The sequence below is a fragment of the Sphingomonas sp. P2_B6 genome (assembly GCF_056404755.1).
The window spans coordinates 81,656-101,248 of sequence record NZ_JBFUDK010000004.1; the positions used below are offsets into that span (position 1 = coordinate 81,656).

Annotated in this window: 21 protein-coding genes and 1 tRNA gene; 6 read left to right on the forward strand and 16 right to left on the reverse strand. The window is 65.8% G+C overall.

The window, feature by feature from the left end; genetic code table 11:
* The first annotated feature begins 35 nt into the window (after positions 1-35).
* The 3 genes from AC1DX5_RS07060 (at position 36) to AC1DX5_RS07070 (ending at position 3,037) form a co-directional block, all read left to right on the forward strand.
* Positions 36-1,256: a type III PLP-dependent enzyme gene (locus AC1DX5_RS07060; RefSeq protein ID WP_465173578.1), complete on the forward strand. Its 1,221-nt coding sequence runs from the start codon at positions 36-38 to the stop codon at positions 1,254-1,256.
* Positions 1,257-1,393: 137 nt separating this feature from the next.
* Positions 1,394-2,443, forward strand: a complete 1,050-nt coding sequence (locus AC1DX5_RS07065) for a 1,9-bis(guanidino)-5-aza-nonane synthase (RefSeq protein WP_465173579.1) — start codon at positions 1,394-1,396, stop codon at positions 2,441-2,443.
* A 165-nt stretch (positions 2,444-2,608) separates the two neighbouring features.
* Positions 2,609-3,037: an MAPEG family protein gene (locus tag AC1DX5_RS07070; RefSeq protein ID WP_465176858.1), complete on the forward strand. Its 429-nt coding sequence runs from the start codon at positions 2,609-2,611 to the stop codon at positions 3,035-3,037.
* Here AC1DX5_RS07070 and AC1DX5_RS07075 read toward each other — a convergent pair.
* Positions 3,034-4,254 (reverse strand): pyridoxal-dependent decarboxylase, exosortase A system-associated, encoded by a 1,221-nt coding sequence (locus AC1DX5_RS07075; RefSeq protein ID WP_478014670.1) that lies wholly within the window; start codon positions 4,252-4,254, stop codon positions 3,034-3,036. The two genes, AC1DX5_RS07070 and AC1DX5_RS07075, sit on opposite strands and share 4 nt — an antisense overlap.
* Positions 4,251-5,903 carry an acyl-CoA ligase (AMP-forming), exosortase A system-associated gene (locus AC1DX5_RS07080; protein ID WP_465176860.1) on the reverse strand — a complete coding sequence of 551 codons (1,653 nt, stop codon included), beginning with the start codon at positions 5,901-5,903 and terminating at the stop codon, positions 4,251-4,253. The genes AC1DX5_RS07075 and AC1DX5_RS07080 overlap by 4 nt, the downstream gene beginning before the upstream one ends.
* Positions 5,904-6,009: 106 nt before the next feature.
* Here AC1DX5_RS07080 and AC1DX5_RS07085 point away from each other — a divergent pair, with 106 nt between their 5' ends.
* Entirely contained in the window at positions 6,010-6,282 is a 273-nt protein-coding gene (locus AC1DX5_RS07085) for an acyl carrier protein (protein WP_465173583.1), read from the forward strand.
* Between the two features lie 37 nt (positions 6,283-6,319).
* Here AC1DX5_RS07085 and trxB read toward each other — a convergent pair whose 3' ends face one another.
* From trxB to AC1DX5_RS07100, 3 genes are all read right to left on the reverse strand, one after another.
* Complete coding sequence (trxB, locus tag AC1DX5_RS07090; RefSeq protein WP_465173584.1) at positions 6,320-7,285, reverse strand: thioredoxin-disulfide reductase; 966 nt, start codon at positions 7,283-7,285, stop codon at positions 6,320-6,322.
* A gap of 107 nt (positions 7,286-7,392) precedes the next feature.
* Positions 7,393-8,229 carry an S-formylglutathione hydrolase gene (fghA, locus tag AC1DX5_RS07095; RefSeq protein WP_478014671.1) on the reverse strand — a complete coding sequence of 279 codons (837 nt, stop codon included), beginning with the start codon at positions 8,227-8,229 and terminating at the stop codon, positions 7,393-7,395.
* On the reverse strand, positions 8,229-9,341 hold the full coding sequence (locus AC1DX5_RS07100) for an S-(hydroxymethyl)glutathione dehydrogenase/class III alcohol dehydrogenase (RefSeq protein WP_465173586.1): 1,113 nt from the start codon (positions 9,339-9,341) through the stop codon (positions 8,229-8,231). Before AC1DX5_RS07100 ends, fghA begins: the two co-directional genes overlap by 1 nt.
* A gap of 164 nt (positions 9,342-9,505) precedes the next feature.
* Between AC1DX5_RS07100 and AC1DX5_RS07105 the strand changes: the two genes are divergently transcribed.
* A complete protein-coding gene (locus AC1DX5_RS07105; protein WP_478014672.1) occupies positions 9,506-9,970 on the forward strand; it encodes an NUDIX domain-containing protein in 465 nt (154 codons plus the stop codon).
* 33 nt (positions 9,971-10,003) lie between these two features.
* Here the strand turns inward: AC1DX5_RS07105 and AC1DX5_RS07110 are convergent.
* The 4 genes from AC1DX5_RS07110 to AC1DX5_RS07125 all read right to left on the reverse strand — a co-directional run bounded on the left by AC1DX5_RS07110 (position 10,004) and on the right by AC1DX5_RS07125 (position 13,140).
* Positions 10,004-10,080 (reverse strand) — tRNA-Met (locus AC1DX5_RS07110).
* A 46-nt stretch (positions 10,081-10,126) separates the two neighbouring features.
* On the reverse strand, positions 10,127-10,636 hold the full coding sequence (locus AC1DX5_RS07115; protein WP_478014673.1) for a 2'-5' RNA ligase family protein: 510 nt from the start codon (positions 10,634-10,636) through the stop codon (positions 10,127-10,129).
* Positions 10,633-12,501, reverse strand: coding sequence for a potassium transporter Kup (locus AC1DX5_RS07120; RefSeq protein ID WP_465173939.1), 1,869 nt, complete (start codon positions 12,499-12,501; stop codon positions 10,633-10,635). Before AC1DX5_RS07120 ends, AC1DX5_RS07115 begins: the two co-directional genes overlap by 4 nt.
* 198 nt (positions 12,502-12,699) lie before the next feature.
* Positions 12,700-13,140 (reverse strand): Lrp/AsnC family transcriptional regulator, encoded by a 441-nt coding sequence (locus AC1DX5_RS07125; RefSeq protein WP_465173589.1) that lies wholly within the window; start codon positions 13,138-13,140, stop codon positions 12,700-12,702.
* Between the two features lie 129 nt (positions 13,141-13,269).
* On the opposite strand from AC1DX5_RS07125, the gene ald reads away from it, so the two are divergent.
* Positions 13,270-14,376: an alanine dehydrogenase gene (gene ald, locus AC1DX5_RS07130; RefSeq protein ID WP_478014674.1), complete on the forward strand. Its 1,107-nt coding sequence runs from the start codon at positions 13,270-13,272 to the stop codon at positions 14,374-14,376.
* A gap of 173 nt (positions 14,377-14,549) precedes the next feature.
* Here ald and AC1DX5_RS07135 read toward each other — a convergent pair whose 3' ends face one another.
* From AC1DX5_RS07135 to ccmC, 7 genes are all read right to left on the reverse strand, one after another.
* Positions 14,550-15,197 (reverse strand): tetratricopeptide repeat protein, encoded by a 648-nt coding sequence (locus tag AC1DX5_RS07135; RefSeq protein WP_478014675.1) that lies wholly within the window; start codon positions 15,195-15,197, stop codon positions 14,550-14,552.
* Positions 15,197-15,601: a cytochrome c-type biogenesis protein gene (locus AC1DX5_RS07140; protein ID WP_478014676.1), complete on the reverse strand. Its 405-nt coding sequence runs from the start codon at positions 15,599-15,601 to the stop codon at positions 15,197-15,199. The genes AC1DX5_RS07135 and AC1DX5_RS07140 overlap by 1 nt, the downstream gene beginning before the upstream one ends.
* 98 nt (positions 15,602-15,699) lie before the next feature.
* Positions 15,700-16,227: a redoxin family protein gene (locus tag AC1DX5_RS07145; RefSeq protein ID WP_465176870.1), complete on the reverse strand. Its 528-nt coding sequence runs from the start codon at positions 16,225-16,227 to the stop codon at positions 15,700-15,702.
* Complete coding sequence (locus AC1DX5_RS07150; RefSeq protein ID WP_478014677.1) at positions 16,224-18,191, reverse strand: heme lyase CcmF/NrfE family subunit; 1,968 nt, start codon at positions 18,189-18,191, stop codon at positions 16,224-16,226. Before AC1DX5_RS07150 ends, AC1DX5_RS07145 begins: the two co-directional genes overlap by 4 nt.
* On the reverse strand, positions 18,188-18,622 hold the full coding sequence (ccmE, locus tag AC1DX5_RS07155) for a cytochrome c maturation protein CcmE (RefSeq protein WP_465173594.1): 435 nt from the start codon (positions 18,620-18,622) through the stop codon (positions 18,188-18,190). The genes AC1DX5_RS07150 and ccmE overlap by 4 nt, the downstream gene beginning before the upstream one ends.
* A complete protein-coding gene (gene ccmD, locus AC1DX5_RS07160) occupies positions 18,619-18,726 on the reverse strand; it encodes a heme exporter protein CcmD (protein ID WP_465173595.1) in 108 nt (35 codons plus the stop codon). The genes ccmE and ccmD overlap by 4 nt, the downstream gene beginning before the upstream one ends.
* Positions 18,723-19,445: a heme ABC transporter permease CcmC gene (ccmC, locus tag AC1DX5_RS07165; protein ID WP_465173596.1), complete on the reverse strand. Its 723-nt coding sequence runs from the start codon at positions 19,443-19,445 to the stop codon at positions 18,723-18,725. Before ccmC ends, ccmD begins: the two co-directional genes overlap by 4 nt.
* Positions 19,446-19,593: the final 148 nt, after the last annotated feature.

Sequence of the window (19,593 nt, forward strand, 5' to 3'; positions counted from 1 at the left end):
TTCGTCCGCCATTAGGCACTTGGAGGTCCCTTGAGTTGCACAAGCATCATAGCGCGCTGGGGTTAGCGACCACCCTTTCGAACGCCGTTCGCGGCATCGATATCGCTAAGCACGGACCGGTTCAGCCGGTAACGCTCATTCGCCCGCACGCCGCATCGCGTGCCGCCCGCTTCTTCGTCGAGAAGTTTCCGGGCCGCTCGATGTATGCCGTGAAGGCCAATCCCTCGCCGGACCTGCTCAAGGTCTTGTGGGAGAGCGGAATCACGCATTACGACGTCGCCTCGATTGCCGAGGTACGGCTCGTCGCCCGCACCGTTCCCGGCGCGACCCTGTGCTTCATGCATCCGGTCAAGGCCGAGGAAGCGATCGAAGAGGCGTATTTCACGCATGGCGTCCGCGTCTTCTCGCTCGATTCGCTCGAGGAACTGGACAAGATCGTCCGCGCCACTCGCGGCGCCCAGGATCTGACGCTCTGTGTCCGCCTGCGCGTCTCGTCGGAGCATTCCAAGCTCAGCCTCGCGTCGAAGTTCGGCGCGGCACCCGGCGAGACCAAGGCGCTGCTGTTCGCGGCACGTCAGGCTGCCGATGCCCTTGGCATCTGCTTCCATGTCGGCTCGCAAGCGATGACGCCGGAAGCCTATGCGAACGCGCTTGAGCGCGTCCGTGCGGCGATCGTCGACGCGGCGGTCACGGTCGACGTGATCGACGTCGGCGGCGGCTTCCCGTCCAGCTATCCGGGCATGGAGCCTCCCCCGCTGGAGCGTTATTTCGAGACGATCCACCGTGCGTTCGAGAGCCTGCCGGTCAGCTATTCGTCCGAGCTGTGGTGCGAGCCCGGCCGTGCGCTGTGCGCCGAATACAGCTCGCTGATCGTCCGGGTGGAGCGTCGCCGTGGCGACGAGCTTTACATCAACGACGGCGCCTATGGCGCGCTGTTCGATGCGGCGCATATCGGCTGGCGTTTCCCGGTCGAGCTGCTGCGCGAACCTGACAGCCGGGCGAAGCTGATGGAGTTCAGCTTCTACGGCCCGACCTGTGACGATATGGATCACATGGCCGGCCCGTTCCTGCTGCCAGCCGACACCCGTGCCGGCGACTATATCGAGATCGGCATGCTCGGGGCCTATGGCTGCGCGATGCGCACGGCGTTCAACGGCTTTGGATCGGACGAGACGGTGATCGTCGAGGACGAACCGATGGCGTCCCTGTACGTCAGCGACGAGCGCGAGGTCGCTTCGAACGTCGTCACGCTGTAACTAGCAACCACTACCGCTCTTCTTCCCCCCTCCCGCCTCGCGGGAGGGGTAGGGGGAGGGCCTGTATTCATTGGGGTTGTGGCGACCTGCCCTCCCCTACCCCCTCCCGCAAGCGGGAGGGGAATGAGGAGACTGTAATGACCGAAGCCATCAACGACACCCGTAAGGCAGAGCTGCTCTCGACTCAGGTCGAGCATATCGACATCACCAAGTTCGACGCGCGCCCGATCGTCGACGCGATGAAGAAGATGAGCTTCACCAGCCGCGATCTCGGCCGCGCGACCGACATCTACAACCAGATGCTCGCCGATCCAGATTGCTCGATCTTCCTGGTAATCGCCGGGTCCACCTCGGCGGGCGGCTGCATGGACCTGTACGCCGAGCTGCTGCGCAACAACATGATCGACGGTGTGGTCGCGACGGGCGCGTCGATCGTCGACATGGATTTCTTCGAGGGCCTTGGCCACAAGCATTATCAGGCGCTCGAAGTGCCGGACGACGACACGCTGCGCTCGCTGCTGATCGATCGCATCTACGACACCTATATCGACGAAGAGCAGCTCCAGGATTGCGACCACACGATCTACGAGATCGCGAACGGCCTCGAGCCGCGCCCCTATTCCAGCCGCGAGTTCATCCGCGCGATGGGCAAGTATCTCGTCGAGAACGGCAAGAAGGATAACAGCCTGGTCAAGCTCGCCTATGAGCATGACGTGCCGATCTTCTGCCCGGCGTTCGTCGACAGCTCGGCCGGCTTCGGGCTGGTCAAGCACCAGGTCGACCGCGCCAAGGAAGGCAAGCCGTACATGGTGCTCGACGCCATCGCCGACTTCCGCGAGCTGACCGACATCAAGATCAAGGCCGGCACCACCGGCCTGCTGATGATCGGCGGCGGCGTGCCGAAAAACTTCATCCAGGACACCGTGGTCTGCGCCGAGATCCTCGGCCATGACGACGTCCAGGTACACAAATATGCGGTGCAGATCACCGTCGCCGACGTGCGCGACGGCGCCTGCTCGTCCTCGACGCTGCAGGAGGCCGCGAGCTGGGGCAAGGTCAACACCGGCATCGAGCAGATGGTGTTCGCGGAAGCGGGCTCGGTCATGCCGCTGCTGGCGTCGGACGCTTATCACCGCGGCCTGTGGAAGACCCGCACCAAGCGCCGCTGGGGCGCCAGCTTCGACTGATCGGCGCGCCCGAGATCGACGAGCGCTGACAGGGGTCGGAACGCCGCACACGGTCGTTCCGACCCCTTGTTACTTGTAAGGGCGTGACCGACCCCGTGGCGCCAGTATTGCGCCTCCGTCACGATTGAGGCAGCTTCTCCGCATAACAGGAGGGGAACTGTCGTCATGACCGAACATCGGATCCTTGCGCCCGTTGTCGCGCTGGTTGCCTGGAGCCTCGTGATGTGGCTCTGGATGTACGCGAAGCGCATTCCGGCAATGAACGCCGCGAAGATCGACACCAGGAACCTGGTTGGCGGCAACGGCGCCGATCTGCGTGCGCGCATCCCGGCCGAGGCGCAGTGGCCAGCCGACAACTACAACCATCTCATGGAACAGCCGACTCTGTTCTACGCCGTCGCACTGACTTTGGCGCTGAGCGGCATGGGCAATGGCAATGCGCTATGGGTCGCCTGGGCCTATGTCGGTCTGCGCGTGGTGCACAGCATCGTTCAGGTCACGGTGAATCGGGTGATCGTCCGCTTCTCGATCTTCACCCTGGCCACCCTCTGCCTGGTCGCGCTGACCGTCCGCGCGGCAATGGTGGTCTTCTAGGCGAGAATCTCGCGCGGCAAGTCGTGCCCCAGAAATGCGGCGGGGCTCGCGGAAAGGCCATAGGCGCCAGCCATGAAAATGGCGACCACGTCCCCGGGCCGGGCGGCGGGCAACACGACTCGGTCCGCCAGGCGGTCGAGCGGCGTACACAGGCACCCGACGACGCTGATGGTCTCGACGGGCGCATCTTTCCTGGCGGAGGCGACCGCCACCGGATAGTTTCGCTTCACGACCGTGCCGAAATTGCCCGAGGCCGCGAGCTGGTGGTGCAGCCCGCCGTCCACCACCAGGAACAGCTCGCCGCGGCTTTCCTTCCGATCGATCACGCGTGTCAGATAGACGCCCGCCTCCCCGACCAGCCAGCGCCCAAGCTCGATCGCAAAACGCGTACCCTCCAGGGCATCCGGCAATGACGTCAGGCGCTCGGCCAGCGCCGCCCCGATCGCCTCGACGTCAAGCGGCACCTCGCCGGGGAAATAGGGAATGCCGAACCCGCCGCCGAGATTGACGAGCGGTGGCGTGACCCCGACCTCGTCCGCCAGACGTCCGGCCAGCGCCAGCGTCTCGGCCTGGGTCTCGATGATCGCCTGTGGGTCAAGCGCCTGGGATCCGGCAAAGATATGGAATCCGCGCCAGTCCGCCCCGGCCGCGATCACCTGCTTCGCCAGCGCGCCCGCCCGCTCCGCGTCCACCCCAAAGGGGGAGGCCCTGCCGCCCATGCGCATGCCCGATCCGCGCAGCTCGATCTCGGGATTGACCCGTATCGCAAGCCGCGGCGTGACGCCGAGCCGTTCCGCTGCGGTCAGCGCGCGGTTTGCCTCGCCTTCTGATTCCAGGTTCAGGGTCACCCCCGCCTCGATCGCCGCGGCGATCTCGTCGTCCCGCTTGCCCGGCCCGGCAAAGCTGATCGCGCTGCCCGGCTTCGCCGCCAGCGCCAGCGCCATCTCTCCTTTCGAGGCGATGTCCAGACCGTCGACCAGCGGCGCCATGGCGGCAATCAGCGGCGCGAACGGGTTGGCCTTGATCGCATAATGAAGATCGAGCGCCGCCGGCATCGCCGCGCGAAGCCGCGCAATCCGTGCTTTCACCATGCCGACATCATAGACGAACAGCGGCGTATCGCCGGCCACCTGAATCCATTCCTCGGCTGTCCTGCCCGCGACGACCAGCGGCCCGTCGCCACGGAATTCCCTGGGAATCGTGCCCATAGGCTTCATGACGTCACCCCATTATCGGACGCAGCACCTACCCCACCGTTCGGCCCCGGACTTGATCCGGGGTTGTCGGGCCGAAGGCGGCCGGAGGCCAACCCCTGCTCTTTCCCTTGGCCCGAGGAAGAAGGCAGCCCTTCGACAAGCTCAGGGCGAACGGAGTATGTGATGGCCGCTCGATCCAGCTTACCATTGGCGTTTCTGGGCAATTCCTGCCGCCATTCATAACGCGCGGGCTGCATGAAGCTCGGCAACTCCCGTCGCAGACGCTCCCGCAACCCCGCTTCCGCCGCGCCCGCGTCACCGTTCGCCCGCGCCACCACCACGATCGCCTGGCCGAGCCGGGCATCGGGCACGCCAATCGCCACCGCCTCGGCCACCTCGCCGCCCGACAGCACTGCCTCTTCGACCTCGGTAGGGCTGATCCGGTTGCCGGCGCTCTTGATCATCTCGTCGTCGCGCCCGACGAAGCGAAACAGGCCGTCCACGCCCTCGATCACCGTATCGCCCGACCACACGGCCGTGCCACCATGCTCAGCCCAGCCGGGCGCCGGCCTGAAGCGCAGCGCGGTCCGCTCGGCATCGCCCCAATAACCCTGTGCGACCAGCGGCCCGGCATGGACCAGTTCGCCAGGCTCGCCCGGCGCGGCACGCGACCCGTCGGCGCGCACGGCCATCACCTCGGCAAAGGGAATCGCCTGCCCGATCGCCTCGGGATGGGTATCGACCAGTTCGGGGGACAGATAGGTGGACCGGAATGCCTCGGTCAGCCCGTACATCGGATAAAGATCGGCCTGTGGAAAACGCTGCCGCAACGCCCGGATCATGCCTGGCGTCAGTGCGCCACCTGAGTTGGTCAGCCGCCTCAGCCGCGCCGCGGTGTCGACCGGCCATTCCGCCTCGAGCAGTTGTACCCAGAGCGGCGGCACGCCCGCCAGGCTCGTCGCCTCGACCCGGTCGACCGCCTTGATGACGTCACGCGCAGTGAGATAGTCGAGCGGCGCCACCGACGCGCCCGCGGCCCAGGTCGAAAAGAGCTGGTTCTGGCCATAGTCGAAGCTCAACGGCAGCACGCCCAGCACGCGGTCGGCAGGCGAGAGGTCAAGATAATGCGCGACCGAGATCGCGCCCAGCCACAGATTGGCATGGCTCAGCATCACGCCCTTGGGCCGGCCCGTGGAACCCGAGGTATAGAGGATGGCCGCCAACGCATCTGTATCGGCGGAGGATGGCGGGATGACGTCATCACTGACTGCCTCATCCTCCAGCGCCAGCCTGCACTCGCCCGGCACGTCGCCGGCCTCGAGCGAGGACTCACGCACCGCCTGAGTCACCAGCAATGCCGCGCCGCTGTCGCCAAGGATATGCGCGACCTGCGCCCGCTTCAGCACCGGATTGATCGGCACATGGATCAGGCCCGCGCGCGGCGCCGCCATCGGCAGCACACAGGCAAGGCGCGTCTTGGGCAGCCAGGAGGCGACACGTGCCCCTGGCGGCAGGGCCTGCCCGGCCAGCCATGCCGCCAAGGCCCCCGTCAGCACTTCGAGCTCGGCGAAATCCAGGCTCCCGGCCCGATCGACCAGCGCCACATCGCCCGTCGCGCCGCGCGCGGGCAATGCGTCGATCGGCTGCGGCACGGGATCTAGCGGTATCATGCTTCCTGATACGCACCGCGCACCTGTGCTGCCAAGGCCCGCACTTGGCATCCTACCGCCCAGTCTCTAACGGCGAAGCCAACAAGGGATGAAACCGGGGTTCATAGTGCTTCCTGACGACAATGCCGAAATCGATGCCGCGGTCCGCGCGGTGCTGCGCGATGTGCTTGGCCTGAGCGAGGAGCGCGTCGGCGCCTTTCGCAGCGAGACGCCGCTGTTCGGCGCGCTGCCGGAACTCGATTCCATGGCCGTGGCTGGCATGCTGACGGAACTGGAGGAACGGCTGGGCATCCTGATCGAGGATGACGAGGTCGATGGCGAGATGCTGGAGACTTTCGGGGCCCTGGTCCGCTTCGCTGCGAGCAAGGCGAACCAGTAACACCGATAAGTTCGAGAGTCGCGCGGCCCTCAGGGCGTCACTCGGCCGCTTCGGCAACCTCGAAATCGGCTTCGGCAAGGAAGCGCTCGGCATCCAGCGCGGCCATGCAGCCCGTTCCCGCCGCCGTCACTGCCTGGCGATAGACCTTGTCCATCACGTCGCCGCAGGCGAACACGCCCGGCACGCTCGTCTTGGTCGAGCCGGTCTGGACCTTGATATAATGGTCGCTGTCGAGTTCCAGATGCCCGCGGAACAGCTCTGTCGCCGGATGGTGCCCGATCGCGACGAAGCCGCCTTCGACATCAAGCCGCGACTTCTCACCCGTGACGGTGTCGACCAGGTCGAGCGCGACGAGTCCGGCGTTGCCGCCGCCGTCGACGAAGGTCTCGACTTCCTTGTTCCACAGCACCTTCACGTTCTTGTGCGCGAACAGCCGGTCCTGAAGGATCTTCTCGGCGCGGAACGAGTCGCGGCGATGGATCAAGGTGACGTCGTGGCTGTGATTGGTCAGGTACAGCGCTTCCTCGACCGCGGTGTTGCCGCCGCCGATCACCGCGATCTTCTTGCCGCGGAAAAAGAAGCCGTCGCAGGTCGCGCAGGCGCTGACCCCCTTGCCCTTCAGCGCTTCCTCGCTGTCGAGGCCCAGCCATTTGGCCTGAGCGCCCGTCGCGATGACCAGCACGTCGCCCTGATAAACGTCGCCGCTGTCGCCGATCAGCCGGAAGGGCCGGCGCGACAGGTCGATCTCGACGATGGTGTCCCACATCATGCGCGTGCCGACATGCTCGGCCTGGGCCTGCATCTGCTCCATCAGCCACGGGCCCTGGATCACGTCCTTGAAGCCCGGATAATTCTCGACGTCCGTCGTGGTCATCAGCTGCCCGCCGGGCTGGATGCCCTGGACGACGATCGGCGCCAGGCCGGCGCGCGCGCCATAGATGGCGGCGGAAAGGCCGGCCGGGCCGGAGCCGAGGATGAGCATGCGGGTCGAATGGGTGGTCATGGAATCGTCCGTGATGAGGTCGCCCGCATCTAGGGGCGATCAGTGTCCGCTGGCAACATGGCGTCGGCGTGGCGCCGGCGGAATGGCCGGGAGGCGCAGTTTTGCTTTCAGCCCTTCAACCGGGTGGCATGCCAGGCGACATGGTCAGCCATGAAGCTGGAGATGAAATAATAGCTGTGGTCGTACCCGGGCTGCATCCGCAAGGTCAGGTCGATCCCCGCTTGGGCGCAGGCCTCGCGGAGCAATTCCGGCTTGAGCTGCTCTGTAAGGAAACTATCGGCATCCCCCTGATCGACAAGGATTTCCGGCATACGGAAACCATCGGCGATCAACGCACAGGCATCATAGGTCCGCCAGTCCTCGCGGTCCGCGCCGACATAGCCGGTCAGCGCCTTCTCGCCCCAGGGGCAATGTAGCGGCGACACGATCGGCGCGAAGGCGGAGACGCTCCTGAACCGCCCCTGGTTGCGCAGTGCGATGGTCAGCGCGCCATGCCCGCCCATCGAATGGCCCGTGATCCCCTGGCGCGTCAGATCAGCCATCGGGAACTCCGCCGCGATCAGCGCGGGCAGTTCGTCCTCGATATAGCTGCGCATGCGGAAATTCGCTGACCAGGGCTCCTCGGTCGCATCGACATAGAAGCCTGCGCCCTTGCCGAAGTCATAGGCCTCGTCGTCCGGCACCTCGTCGCCGCGGGGGGAGGTGTCGGGCGCAATGAAGATCAGGCCCTGCTCGGCACAGGCAGCGCGATACTCGCCCTTCTCGGTGACATTGGCGTGGGTGCAGGTCAGCCCGGACAGATACCAGAGCACCGGCAGCTTCGCGCCGTCGTCATGCTCGGGCACGAACACCGAGAAGGTCATCGGCGTGCCCGTCACGGTCGATGCGTGACGATAGACGCCCTGCACGCCGCCATGGGCCTTGTTGGTGCTGACCGTCTCCATCAGTAGACCACGACGCTGCGGATGCTCTCGCCGGCATGCATCAGGTCGAAGCCCTTGTTGATCTCCTCAAGGCTGAGGACATGCGTGATCATCGGGTCGATCTCGATCTTACCGTTCATGTACCAGTCGACGATCTTGGGCACGTCGGTGCGGCCCTTGGCGCCGCCGAATGCGGTGCCGCGCCAGTTGCGCCCGGTGACCAACTGGAACGGCCGCGTGCTGATCTCCTTGCCCGCTTCCGCCACGCCGATGATGATGCTGGTGCCCCAGCCGCGATGGCATGCCTCGAGCGCGGTGCGCATGACTTCGGTATTGCCCGTGCAATCGAAGGTGAAGTCGGCGCCGCCATCGGTGAGGGCGAGGATCGCCGCGATCGTCTCTTCCCGCGACTTGCCGCGGGCGTCGATGAAGTCGGTCATGCCGAAGCGGCGGCCCCATTCCTCGCGGTCGGGGTTGATGTCGACGCCGATGATCTTGTTGGCGCCCGCCATCCGCGCACCCTGCAGCACGTTGAGTCCGATGCCGCCGAGCCCGAACACCACGATATTCTCGCCGACCTGCACCTTGGCGGTGTTCACCACGGCGCCGACACCGGTGGTGACGCCGCAGCCGATGTAACACGAGGTCTTGAACGGCGCGTCCTCGCGGATCTTGGCGACGGCGATCTCGGGCAGCACGGTGAAGTTGGAGAAGGTCGAGCAGCCCATATAGTGGAAGATGGTCTGGCCCTTGTAGCTGAAGCGGCTGGTGCCGTCGGGCATCAGCCCCTTGCCCTGGGTCGCGCGGATCGCGGTGCACAGGTTGGTCTTGCCGCTGAGGCACGACTTACACTGGCGGCATTCGGGCGTGTAGAGCGGGATGACATGGTCGCCCGGCTTCACGCTGGTCACGCCCGGCCCGACCTCGCGCACGATGCCGGCGCCCTCATGGCCGAGCACGCTCGGGAACAGCCCTTCCGAATCGAGCCCGTCGAGCGTGTAGGCATCGGTGTGGCAGATGCCCGTCGCCATGATCTCGACCAGCACTTCGCCGGCCCTGGGGCCTTCGAGGTCGAGCTCGACAATCTCGAGCGGCTTCTTCGCCTCGAAAGCAACGGCGGCGCGGGTCTTCATGGGCATCTCCTTGGATCAGGCTCCGCTAGCCGAATTGCGGAGGGCAGAAAAGGCGGAGGCCAATATGAATTCGGCAAGCGCATTGCTTCCTTGATGCCAAAACAGCATGTCAGCGCCAAGTCGCGGCACTTCCCGCCACGAGCGGCGGTCTGAGGGGAAGATCCTTGATCCACACCCTGTACCGGAAGGCACTCCGGCTCCTGGTCGGCGGTTTCCAATATGGGCGCGGTCGCCTCTGGGCTCTGACTAGACCCGATGTCGATGGGGCGCATGCCGTCGCCATCACCCCTGCGGGCAGGATCATCCTCGTGAAACTGAGCTATGCGCGCGGCTGGCACCTTCCAGGCGGCGGTCGCAAGCCTCGGGAGAGCGCCGAGCAGAATGTGCTGCGCGAGTTGCGCGAGGAGATCGGCATGACGGCGCACGACGCGCCGAGCCTGGTTTTCGAGGTGGAAGAGCCACTCAACAACCGCCAGGACCGCGCCTCGGTCTTCCTCGTGCACAACGTGATCTACCGGCCGAAGCGCTGGTCGATCGAGATCGAGGGAGTCATCGAGGCCGACCCGGACGATTTGCCGGCCGACATCTCCCGGCGCGCGCGGCGCTGGATCGATTCGGTCAGTCTGTGAGGATCGCGAATGGCAGGTGGGCCCACTACGATATGGTAGCGGAGGAGGGACTTGAACCCCCGACCCCAGGATTATGATTCCCGTGCTCTAACCAGCTGAGCTACTCCGCCCCAGCCATTCGAGAGCGGCGCCTATAGGAGCGCTCGCCCGCTCTGGTCAAGCGAACATGTGACGCGAAAGCGGCGCCCATGGCCCGCCGCGATACCACCAGCTCGCCAGCCCCGCGATCACGACCCGCCGCGGCCGGAAATCGACCTCCAGCACCCGCAGCAACGCTCTGGCCTGCTGTGGCGGCACCTTGTTCTGGATCGTCACATGCGGGCGCCAGCCGGCGCGGTCCTGCGGCATCAGCATCGGCGCGAATGCCTCGGCCAGCCGGTCGCGGATATCGACCAGTTCAGGGCTCTCGATCCGGAAGGCGACACCGCCGCCAAGCGAGACCAGGCCAGCCGCCCATGCCTGGGGCGACTTCACGCCACGAGTCTCGCCGGCCAGCCGGTGCTTCAGCTCGGCCTCGAGCGAGGGCGCGAGGTGGTGGAACATCGTGAGATGCGCCTCCAGCTGATTCCGCTCCGGCGGGAAATGCGCGCGGCGCAGGCCATCGAGCCACGCCGCATCGGCCTTGCCGAGCAAAGCCGTCACGATAATCGGCGCGGCCTCGCTCAAATCTCGAGCTGGCTGCCGAGTTCGACCACGCGGTTGGTCGGCAGGCGGAAGAATTCCATCGCGCTTTCCGCGTTGCGGAGCATCCAGGCGAACAGCTTCTCGCGCCAGATCATCATGCCCGGCCGCGCCGAGGGCAACAGCGTCTGCCGTGCGAGGAAGAAGCTGGTGTCCATCATACGGAAATCGGCGCCACATTGATGCACTCGGGAGAGCGCGACCGGCACGTCAGGCTCCTCAATGAAGCCGTAGCGCAGGATCATGCGGTGGAAACCGTCCCCCAGATTCTCGAGCATGAAGCGCTCCGATTCGGGCAGATAGGGCGCGTCCATGATCTTCACCGTGAGCAGGATCACCCGCTCATGCAGCACCTTGTTGTGCTTGAGGTTGTGCAGCAGCGCATGCGGCACGCCCTCGGGCGAGGAGGTCATGAATACCGCCGTGCCCGGCACCCGAGTCGCCGAGGTCGCGGCAGACTGGATGAACACCTTGATCGGCATCGCCGCCTCGCGCATCCGGTCGATCATCAGCTGCCGCCCCTTCGACCAGGTCGTCAGGAAGGTGAAGATGATGAAGCCGACCAGTAGCGGGAACCAGCCGCCCGAGGGCACCTTGGTCAGGTTCGCGGCGAAATAGGCACCGTCGACCAGGAAGAAGACCGCGAGCAGCGGAATCGCGTAATATTTCGGCCAATGCCACAGCCGGAACAGCACGACCGAGAGCAGGCAGGTGTCGATCAGCATCGCCCCGGTCACCGCGATGCCATAGGCCGAGGTGAGGTTGGACGAGGTACGGAAGAACATCACCAGCAGCAGCACCATCACCAGCAACGCCCAGTTGACCAGCGGGATATAAATCTGCCCCGCGGTCGCGGCATTGGTATGTTCGATGCGGAGACGCGGGATGAAGCCGAGCTGGATCGCCTGCTGAGTCACCGAGAAGGCGCCCGAGATAACCGCCTGGCTCGCGATCACCGCCGCCGCCGTGGCGAGCACGACCAGCGGGAGCTGCAGATGCTCGGGCGCGAGCATGTAGAACGGGCTGCGCAAAGCGTGATCGCCTTCGCGAAAGAGCAGCGCGCCCTGCCCCATATAGTTCAGCATCAGCGCCGGCAGCACGAAGAACAGCCAGGACACGCGGATCGGGTTGCGCCCGAAATGCCCCATGTCCGCATAAAGCGCCTCGGCACCCGTCACTGCGAGCACGACCGAGCCGAGCGCGAGGAAGGCGCGGATCGGATCGAGCATGAAGAACTCGACCGCATAATGCGGCGAGAAAGCCCAGAGGATCGCGGGCGTGTGGACGATGCTCAGCAGGCCCAGCGTCGCGATCACCGCGAAATAGACCAGCATGATCGGCCCGAAGAACAGCCCCACGCGCGACGTGCCGTTACGCTGGATCATGAACAGGCCGATGATGATCAGCACCGCGATCGGGATCACCAGGCTGCCGAACGCAGGCGCCGCAACGGCCAGCCCCTCGACGGCCGACAGCACCGACACCGCCGGGGTGATCATCGAGTCGCCGTAGAACAAAGCCGTCGCGAACACGCCTAGCAGGATGATGCCGTTCGACCAGCGCCGGGTCTTGGTCTGTCCGTTGATCAGCGCGAGCAGCGCCAGGCTGCCGCCCTCGCCCTTGTTGTCCGCGCGCATGATGATCGAGACATATTTGAACGTCACCACGACCGTCATCGACCAGAACATCAGGCTGACGACGCCCCAGATGTGCGCGGGATCGAGCGCCAGCTTGTGGTGACCGGCAAAGGTCTCGCGAAAGGCGTAGAGCGGACTGGTGCCGATGTCGCCGAAAACGACGCCGATCGCGCCGAGCGCGAGCTTGGCGAGCCCGTCTTTATGATGATGAATGGCGGATGCCGTGGCCTCCGCGGGCGCGGACTCGTCCACGCTGGGCGAGTCACTGCTCACGGGCGGGACAATCTTGCCCGGTTTTCAAATACATAGGTCATGGGTGAAACGAACTGCGCCCCTGCGTTCGAAGAGGCGGCGCAGTAGCACGGGGCCAATGCCCCGGCAACGCCACCCAGATTGGGGCTGGGGCGCATCCTATTCCTCCGTCGCCAGGGTGCGGATGGTGAACTGCGTGACGAGTCGGTGGACGCCCGGCAGCACCGACAGGACTTCGCGGTGAATCCGCTCATAGCTGTCATCTTCGCGGACGAGCACCTTGAGCAGATAATCGGATTCGCCGCTCATCAGATGCGCCTCGCTGACCTGCGCGGTCGATGACAGCGCGTGCTCGAACGCCATCATCGTCGCCTGACGCTGGTCGGTGAGCGTGACCGAGACGAACACCGTCGATGGATTGCCGCGCGCGGCACGCGACAGCCGGGCGCGATAACCCTGGATCAACCCCAGTTGTTCCAGTGTCTTCACCCGGCGATGCGCGGCCGAGGGAGAGAGGCCTACTCGCTCGCCCAGCTCCTCGCTGGTGATACCCGACTCCTCGCCAAGCTGTGCGATGATCTTGCGATCTATGCTGTCCATGCGGGTATCCATTGCGCCAATCGCGGCATATACGCAATGCGATTGCAACTCGGGGCAAGCCGACCAGCAGATTGCAAGCACTTCCCGGCCCCGCTGGTGTATATGCAGGCAAAATCCAGGAGAGCTTTCATGCGCATCGGTGTTCCCAGGGAAATCAAGAACCACGAGTACCGAGTCGGTCTCACCCCGCCGTCGGTCGCCGAGCTGACCGCGGCCGGGCACGAGCTGTTCGTCCAGACCGGCGCGGGCCTCGGCATCGATTTCGAGGATGCCGACTATGTCGCGGCGGGCGCGACGATCCTGCCCGATGCGGCGAGCGTCTTTGCGCAGTCCGACATGATCGTGAAGGTCAAGGAGCCCCAGCCGGGCGAAGTGGCGATGCTGGAGCCGCGTCATCTGCTCTTCACCTATCTCCATCTTGCCGCCGACAAGCCTCAGGCCGAGGGCCTGATGAAGTCGGGCGCGACGTGCATCGCCTATGAAACGGTGACGGCGAACGACCGTTCCCTTCCGCTGCTCAAACCGATGTCGGAAGTGGCCGGCCGCATGTCGATCCAGGTCGGCGCGCATTATCTGGAGAAGGAACAGGGCGGACGCGGCGTGCTGCTCGGCGGCGTGCCGGGCGTGGCGCCGGCGCGGGTCGCGATCCTCGGCGGCGGCGTCTCGGGCGTGAACGCGGCGCAGATGGCGGTCGGCATGCGCGCGGATGTGACGATCTACGACATCTCCAACGCCAGACTGGCCGAGCTGGACATGTTCTTCGGCAGCCAGATCAAGACCGCCTATGCCTCCAGGGCGGCGATCGCTGCGGCGGTGAAGAACGCGCATCTCGTGATCGGCGCGGTGCTGGTGCCGGGTGCCGCGGCGCCGAAGCTGGTCACCCGCGAGATGCTCAAGACGATGAAGCGCGGATCGGTGCTGGTCGATATCGCGATCGACCAGGGCGGCTGCTTCGAGACATCGCATGCCACCACGCATGAGGACCCGGTGTTCGAGGTCGACGGCGTGATCCATTATTGCGTCGCCAACATGCCCGGCGCGGTCGCCCGGACCTCGGCCTTCGCGCTCAACAACGCCACGCTGCCCTTCGTGATGAAGCTCGCCAGGCTCGGCGCGAAGGACGCGATGAAGGCCGATCCGCATCTCGCCAACGGCCTGAACGTCTCGGGCGGCAAGATCCGCCATCAAGCCGTCGCCGACGCGCTCGATCTGCCGTTCGAGGTCTGGCAGGGCTGACAGGCTTTACGGACGACATCGCAGCTTGGTACGGCCTGCATAGGCTATCTTGAATCGAGGGAGATATGGGACACCATCTTGTCCCATATCTTTTCGTCCGGGGGCCAAGTCAGATACGTATAATTATCTATATATTACAATATTTTGCTTAACAAGCCTGCCAGACGTAGCGATCAGTTGGCGGGCGCCTGAAGCTGGCCGCGTTCGGCCATGGTGAGGAAGGCATCGAGCCGCGCGAGCTGAGCCTCGATCTCCTTGCGATAGGGCTGCTGGGGCGGCGACAGCTCCAGCGCCTTCGCCCAATAGGGCCGCGCCACCGCATATTCACCGGCCCGGATATAGGCGAGGCCAAGGAAATAGGGCGGCGCCGGGTGCTTTGGATTGAGCTCGGCCGCATGCCGGAAGGCGTAAAGTGCGGCGGGCGACACGACATTGTCATGCACCGACAGCGCTGAGCCGAGCCCCGTCCACAGCGCCAGGCTGCGGGGATATTTGTTGATTCCGCCGAGCACCGCCTGGACCGCGCTCCGGGTATCGCCAGCGCGCGTCACGCCGTCAGCGGCGATCAGATAGGCACCCTCGGCGGTGTATCGCCCCAGCATCGAATCGCGCAGCTCGGTCAGGGCGGGATCGACCTCGATCGGCTCGGCATTGGCCGCGACCGGATGGCCCGGCAGCACCGGATCGCCCTGCAGCGCATAACCGGCCGCGCCCAGCATCATCGCCGCGCCGACAAAGGTCCAGAGCGATCGTGCGACGCCGGCGAACCACAGCACGGCCGCCGAGCCCAGACCGATCAGGGCGAGCATGATCCAGCCCATCAGCGCCGTTTCCTCTTGAAACTGCCGCGCGCGAGCCACGCCCCGATGGCGAGCATTGCGAGCGGCGCCAGCCACAGCGCCGCGGTCACGGCATTGAACGGCGGATCGTAGGTCACATAGTCGCCATAGCGCTCGATCAGCCAGCGCCGCACCGAATCCGGGCTTTCCCCGGCCTGGATACGCTGGCGCACCAAAGCGCGCATGTCGCCTGCCATGTCGGCGTCGCTGTCGGCGATCGACTGGCCCTGGCAGACGAGGCAGCGCAGGGTGATCATCAGCGCCTGCGCCTTTGCCTCCTTCGCCGGATCGCGCAGCTGCGTGTTGGCGAGCGCGGCAGGCGGCAGGCCACTATCGGCGTGGAGCGGGGCTGCGAGGAGCAGCAATCCTAACAAACCTGCCGTCACCCCGGACTTGTTCCGGGGTCCACGCTTCCGCACACGCAGCAGCGTTTGCGGCTCGATGGATGCCGGAACACGTCCGGCATGACGGCTGTGAGTTGGCGTCATTTCGCCGCCTGCAGGGCTTCGAGAATCGCGGGAATGTCCTCGGCGCGGATGTCGCCGATATGCTGCTTCACAATCCGCCCCTGGCCGTCGACCACGAAGGTTTCGGGCACGCCGGACGAGCCGAGCGAAAGCTGTACCGCGCTGACCTTGTCGTCGCCGATGCGCTCATAAGGATCGCCGTTGCGCTGAAGGAAGCCGCGGATCGCCGGCCCGGTATCGCGAATGGCGATGGCGTCGATCGGCACGCCCATCGCCTTCAGCCGCATCAGGTTCGGCGCTTCGGCGATGCACGGCACGCACCAGCTGGCAAAGACGTTGAGCAGGCGCGGCTTGCCCTGCTGGAAGGTCTCGGTGCCGAGGCCGGGCTTGGTCTCGATGATCGCCGGTAGCGTGAATTTCGGCAGGGGTTTGCCCACCATCGCGGATTTCACCGTGCGATCGGCCGGCGCGATCAGCCCGCTTGCCACCACCGCGAACAGCAAGGCGAATGCCCCGAACGGGACCCAGAGCAGCATCCGCTTCATGCCTCCTCCTCCCGCGCCACGACGCGGCGCTCACGGCGCAGGCGACCGAGCAGCGACAATGCCCCGCCGAGCGCGATCAGCGCGCCGCCAAACCATATCAGCGTGACGAACGGCTTCCACCACAGGCGAAGCTGCCAGCGGCCCTGCTCGTCCTCCTGGCCCAGCACGGTATAGAGCTGGCCGTCGATCTTCGTCGCGATGGCGGATTCGCTGGTCACGGTCGGCGGCGAGGCGAAAAAGCGCGACTGCGGGCGCAGGGTGAAGGCCGTGCCGTCACCGCGCCGCACGGTCAGCGTCGCTTCGAGCGCCGACCAGTTCGGGCCGATCACCGGCCGGATATGGTCGAGCGTGACCGTGAACGGGCCGACGCGCTGCGGCTCGCCGATCCGCGCCGCGACGAGCGTCTGTTTGGTGAAGGCACTGTCCGACGCCATGCCGGCGAGGCTCACCGCGATGCCGAGATGCGCGATCACCATCCCCCAGGTGAACAGCGGCGTGCGCCGCAGATTGCGTTTCCACAACGGCGCGACGCTCGCGGTGCCGGCCCCGACCGCGAGCGACAGGCCGAGCAGCGGCAGAATGCCGATCCCGCCGCCGAGCGCCGCAAAGGCCGCAAAGGTGATACCGGTAGCCGCGACGGGCACGGTCATGCGACCGAGCACGGCATTGGGCTCGTCGCGACGCCAGCGCATCAGCGGCCCCGCCCCCATGATCGCGACCAGGATCAGCGCGATCGGCCCGGCGGTCTTGTCGAAAAAGGGCGGGCCGACGGAGAGCTGCACGCCCATGCCCGCGGCGACGATCGGATAGAGTGTGCCGATCAGCACGATGCCCAAGACAACGCTCAGCAGCAGATTGTTCGCGACCAGCGCGCCTTCGCGGCTGACCGGCTCGAAGGTATTGCCCTGGCGCACCGTGCCGACCCGCGCCGCGAACAGCAACAGCGCGCCGCCGATATAGAGCGCGAGCAGCACGAGGATGAACGCGCCGCGCTTGGGGTCGACCGCAAAGGCATGGACGCTGGTCAGAATGCCCGAGCGCACCAGGAAAGTGCCGATCATCGACATGGAGAAAGCGACCACCGCCAGCATCACCGTCCAGGCGCGCAGACCGTCGCGCGTGGCCAGCACCGTCACCGAATGAAGCAACGCGGTCGCGGCGAGCCACGGCATCAGCGAGGCATTCTCGACCGGGTCCCAGAACCACCAGCCGCCCCAGCCGAGCTCATAATAAGCCCAATAGCTGCCTGCGGTGATGCCGAGAGTCAGGAAGATCCAGGCGCCGAGCACCCAGGGACGCATCGCGCGGGCGAAAGCAGGCCCGACATCGCGCGTCACCAGCGCGCCGACCGCGAAGGAGAAGGCGACCGAGATGCCGACATAGCCGATGTAGAGCGTCGGCGGATGGAAGGCCAGGCCCGGGTCCTGCAGCAGCGGGTTGAGCCCGTTGCCGTCGACCGGCGCCGGATTCAGCCTTGCGAACGGATTGGAGGAAAACAGCAGAAACGCATAGAAACCCAGCGCAATCATCGCCTGCGCGCCGAGCGTCGCGATCAGGGTCGCGCGCTGGAGACGACGCTCGAGGATCGCGACCGCCCCGCCGGCAAGCCCAAGGATGGTGACCCAGAGCAGCATCGAGCCCTCATGGTTCCCCCAGGCGCCGGCGATCTTGTAGAGCAGCGGCTTGTCCGAATGGCTGTTGGTCGCGACCAGCAACACCGACATGTCGGAGCGGACGAACACGGTAATCAGGAGAAGCAGCGCCAGCCCGGCGAGCAGGCCCTGCACCACCGCGACCGGGCGCACGGCGGAGAGGATCTGGTTGGTCAGCGCGACATCGTCGGCGCTGGCCTTGGACGAGCCGGAGAATATCGCGCGGCGCACGCCCACAGCCGCCAGCGCAAGCTGCAACGCCGCGAGCGCGGCAGCGAACCAGAGCGCGGCCAGGCCTGCTTCAGCGATCATTGTTCGAGCGACTTCGTCTCGTGCATCTTGCCTGCGATTTCGGGCGGCATGTATTTCTCGTCATGCTTGGCGAGCAGGTTGGTCGCGGTGAAGCTGCCGTCGGGATTGAAGCTGCCTTCCGCCACCACGCCCGATTTCTCGCGGAACAGGTCGGGCACGATGCCCTTGAACGCGACCGGCACCTTGGCGATGCCGTCGGTGACGACGAAGCGGATCGAGACGCCGTCGGGCAGCTTCGCGATCGAGCCTGCCTCGACCATGCCACCCAGCCGCACAGCACGGCCCAGCGGCATCTCGCCCTTCTTCACGTCTCCCGGCGCGTAGAAGAACGCGGCCTGGTCCTTCAGCGCCGACAGCGCGAGCAGCGCGGCGCCGATCACCGCCGCGACCGCCAGCAGTGCGAGGGTCAGCCGTTGATGCTTGGCCTTCATTTAGGTTCGCTCCGTCGCATCGCGACCCAGCTCCACAGGACCAGGGCGGTGACCGCGGCGAGGGTGATGCCATAGGCACCGAAAACGAACGGCCAGGGGTTCATGCCGCCATCCGCCGCATGCGCGCCTCGGCCTTGGCCGTGGCAAGAAGGGTCCGCATCCGCATCAGCACCACCGCTCCGAAGATCAGCGAGAAGCCGAGCAAGGTGAAGGGCAGTGGCCAGAGGATGGAATTGTCGATGGTCGATTTGGTCAGGCTGATGCTCTGCCCCTGATGCAGCGTGTTCCACCAGACCACCGAATAGCGGATGATCGGCAGCAGCACCGACCCGGCAATGCCGTAGATCGCCGGAATTCGGCCGTCTCCGCCCCGCTCGGCATCAGCGCGGGTCAGCGCCATGAAGCCGAGATAGACGAAGAACAGCAACAGCATCGAAGTCAGCCGCCCGTCCCATTGCCACCAGGTGCCCCAGGTCGGCCGGCCCCAGATCGATCCGGTGACGAGGCAGAGGCCACAGAACACCGCGCCCGGCAACGCGATGGCGCGCGCCGCGACCATCGCCAGCGGGTGGCGCCAGACCAGATAGACGATCGACGACAGCGCGATCCCGGCCCAGGCGCCCATGCCGAGCGACGCGGTCGGGATGTGGATGTGCATGATCCGCACCGTCTCGCCCTGGAGATAGTCGGGCGGGATACGGAACAGCGCGCCCCACAGGCCGATCGCGAGCAGCACGAGCCCCGACCAGAACAGGATCGGGGTGAGTGGCCTGGCGAGCTTCAGGAAGCGCGCGGGATTGGCGAAGGCATGGAGGCTCGGCACGTTGGCCTCCGCGTCTAGAGACAGTTGGGGTGCTACTCAACTGCGCGTTGCGTGGATGCCACCGCATGGGCGGCAAATCCGCGGCGGGGGCCACCCGGCACGCATTATCGACCGCTAATTTTCAGGAGAAATGACCTCCGAGGTCATT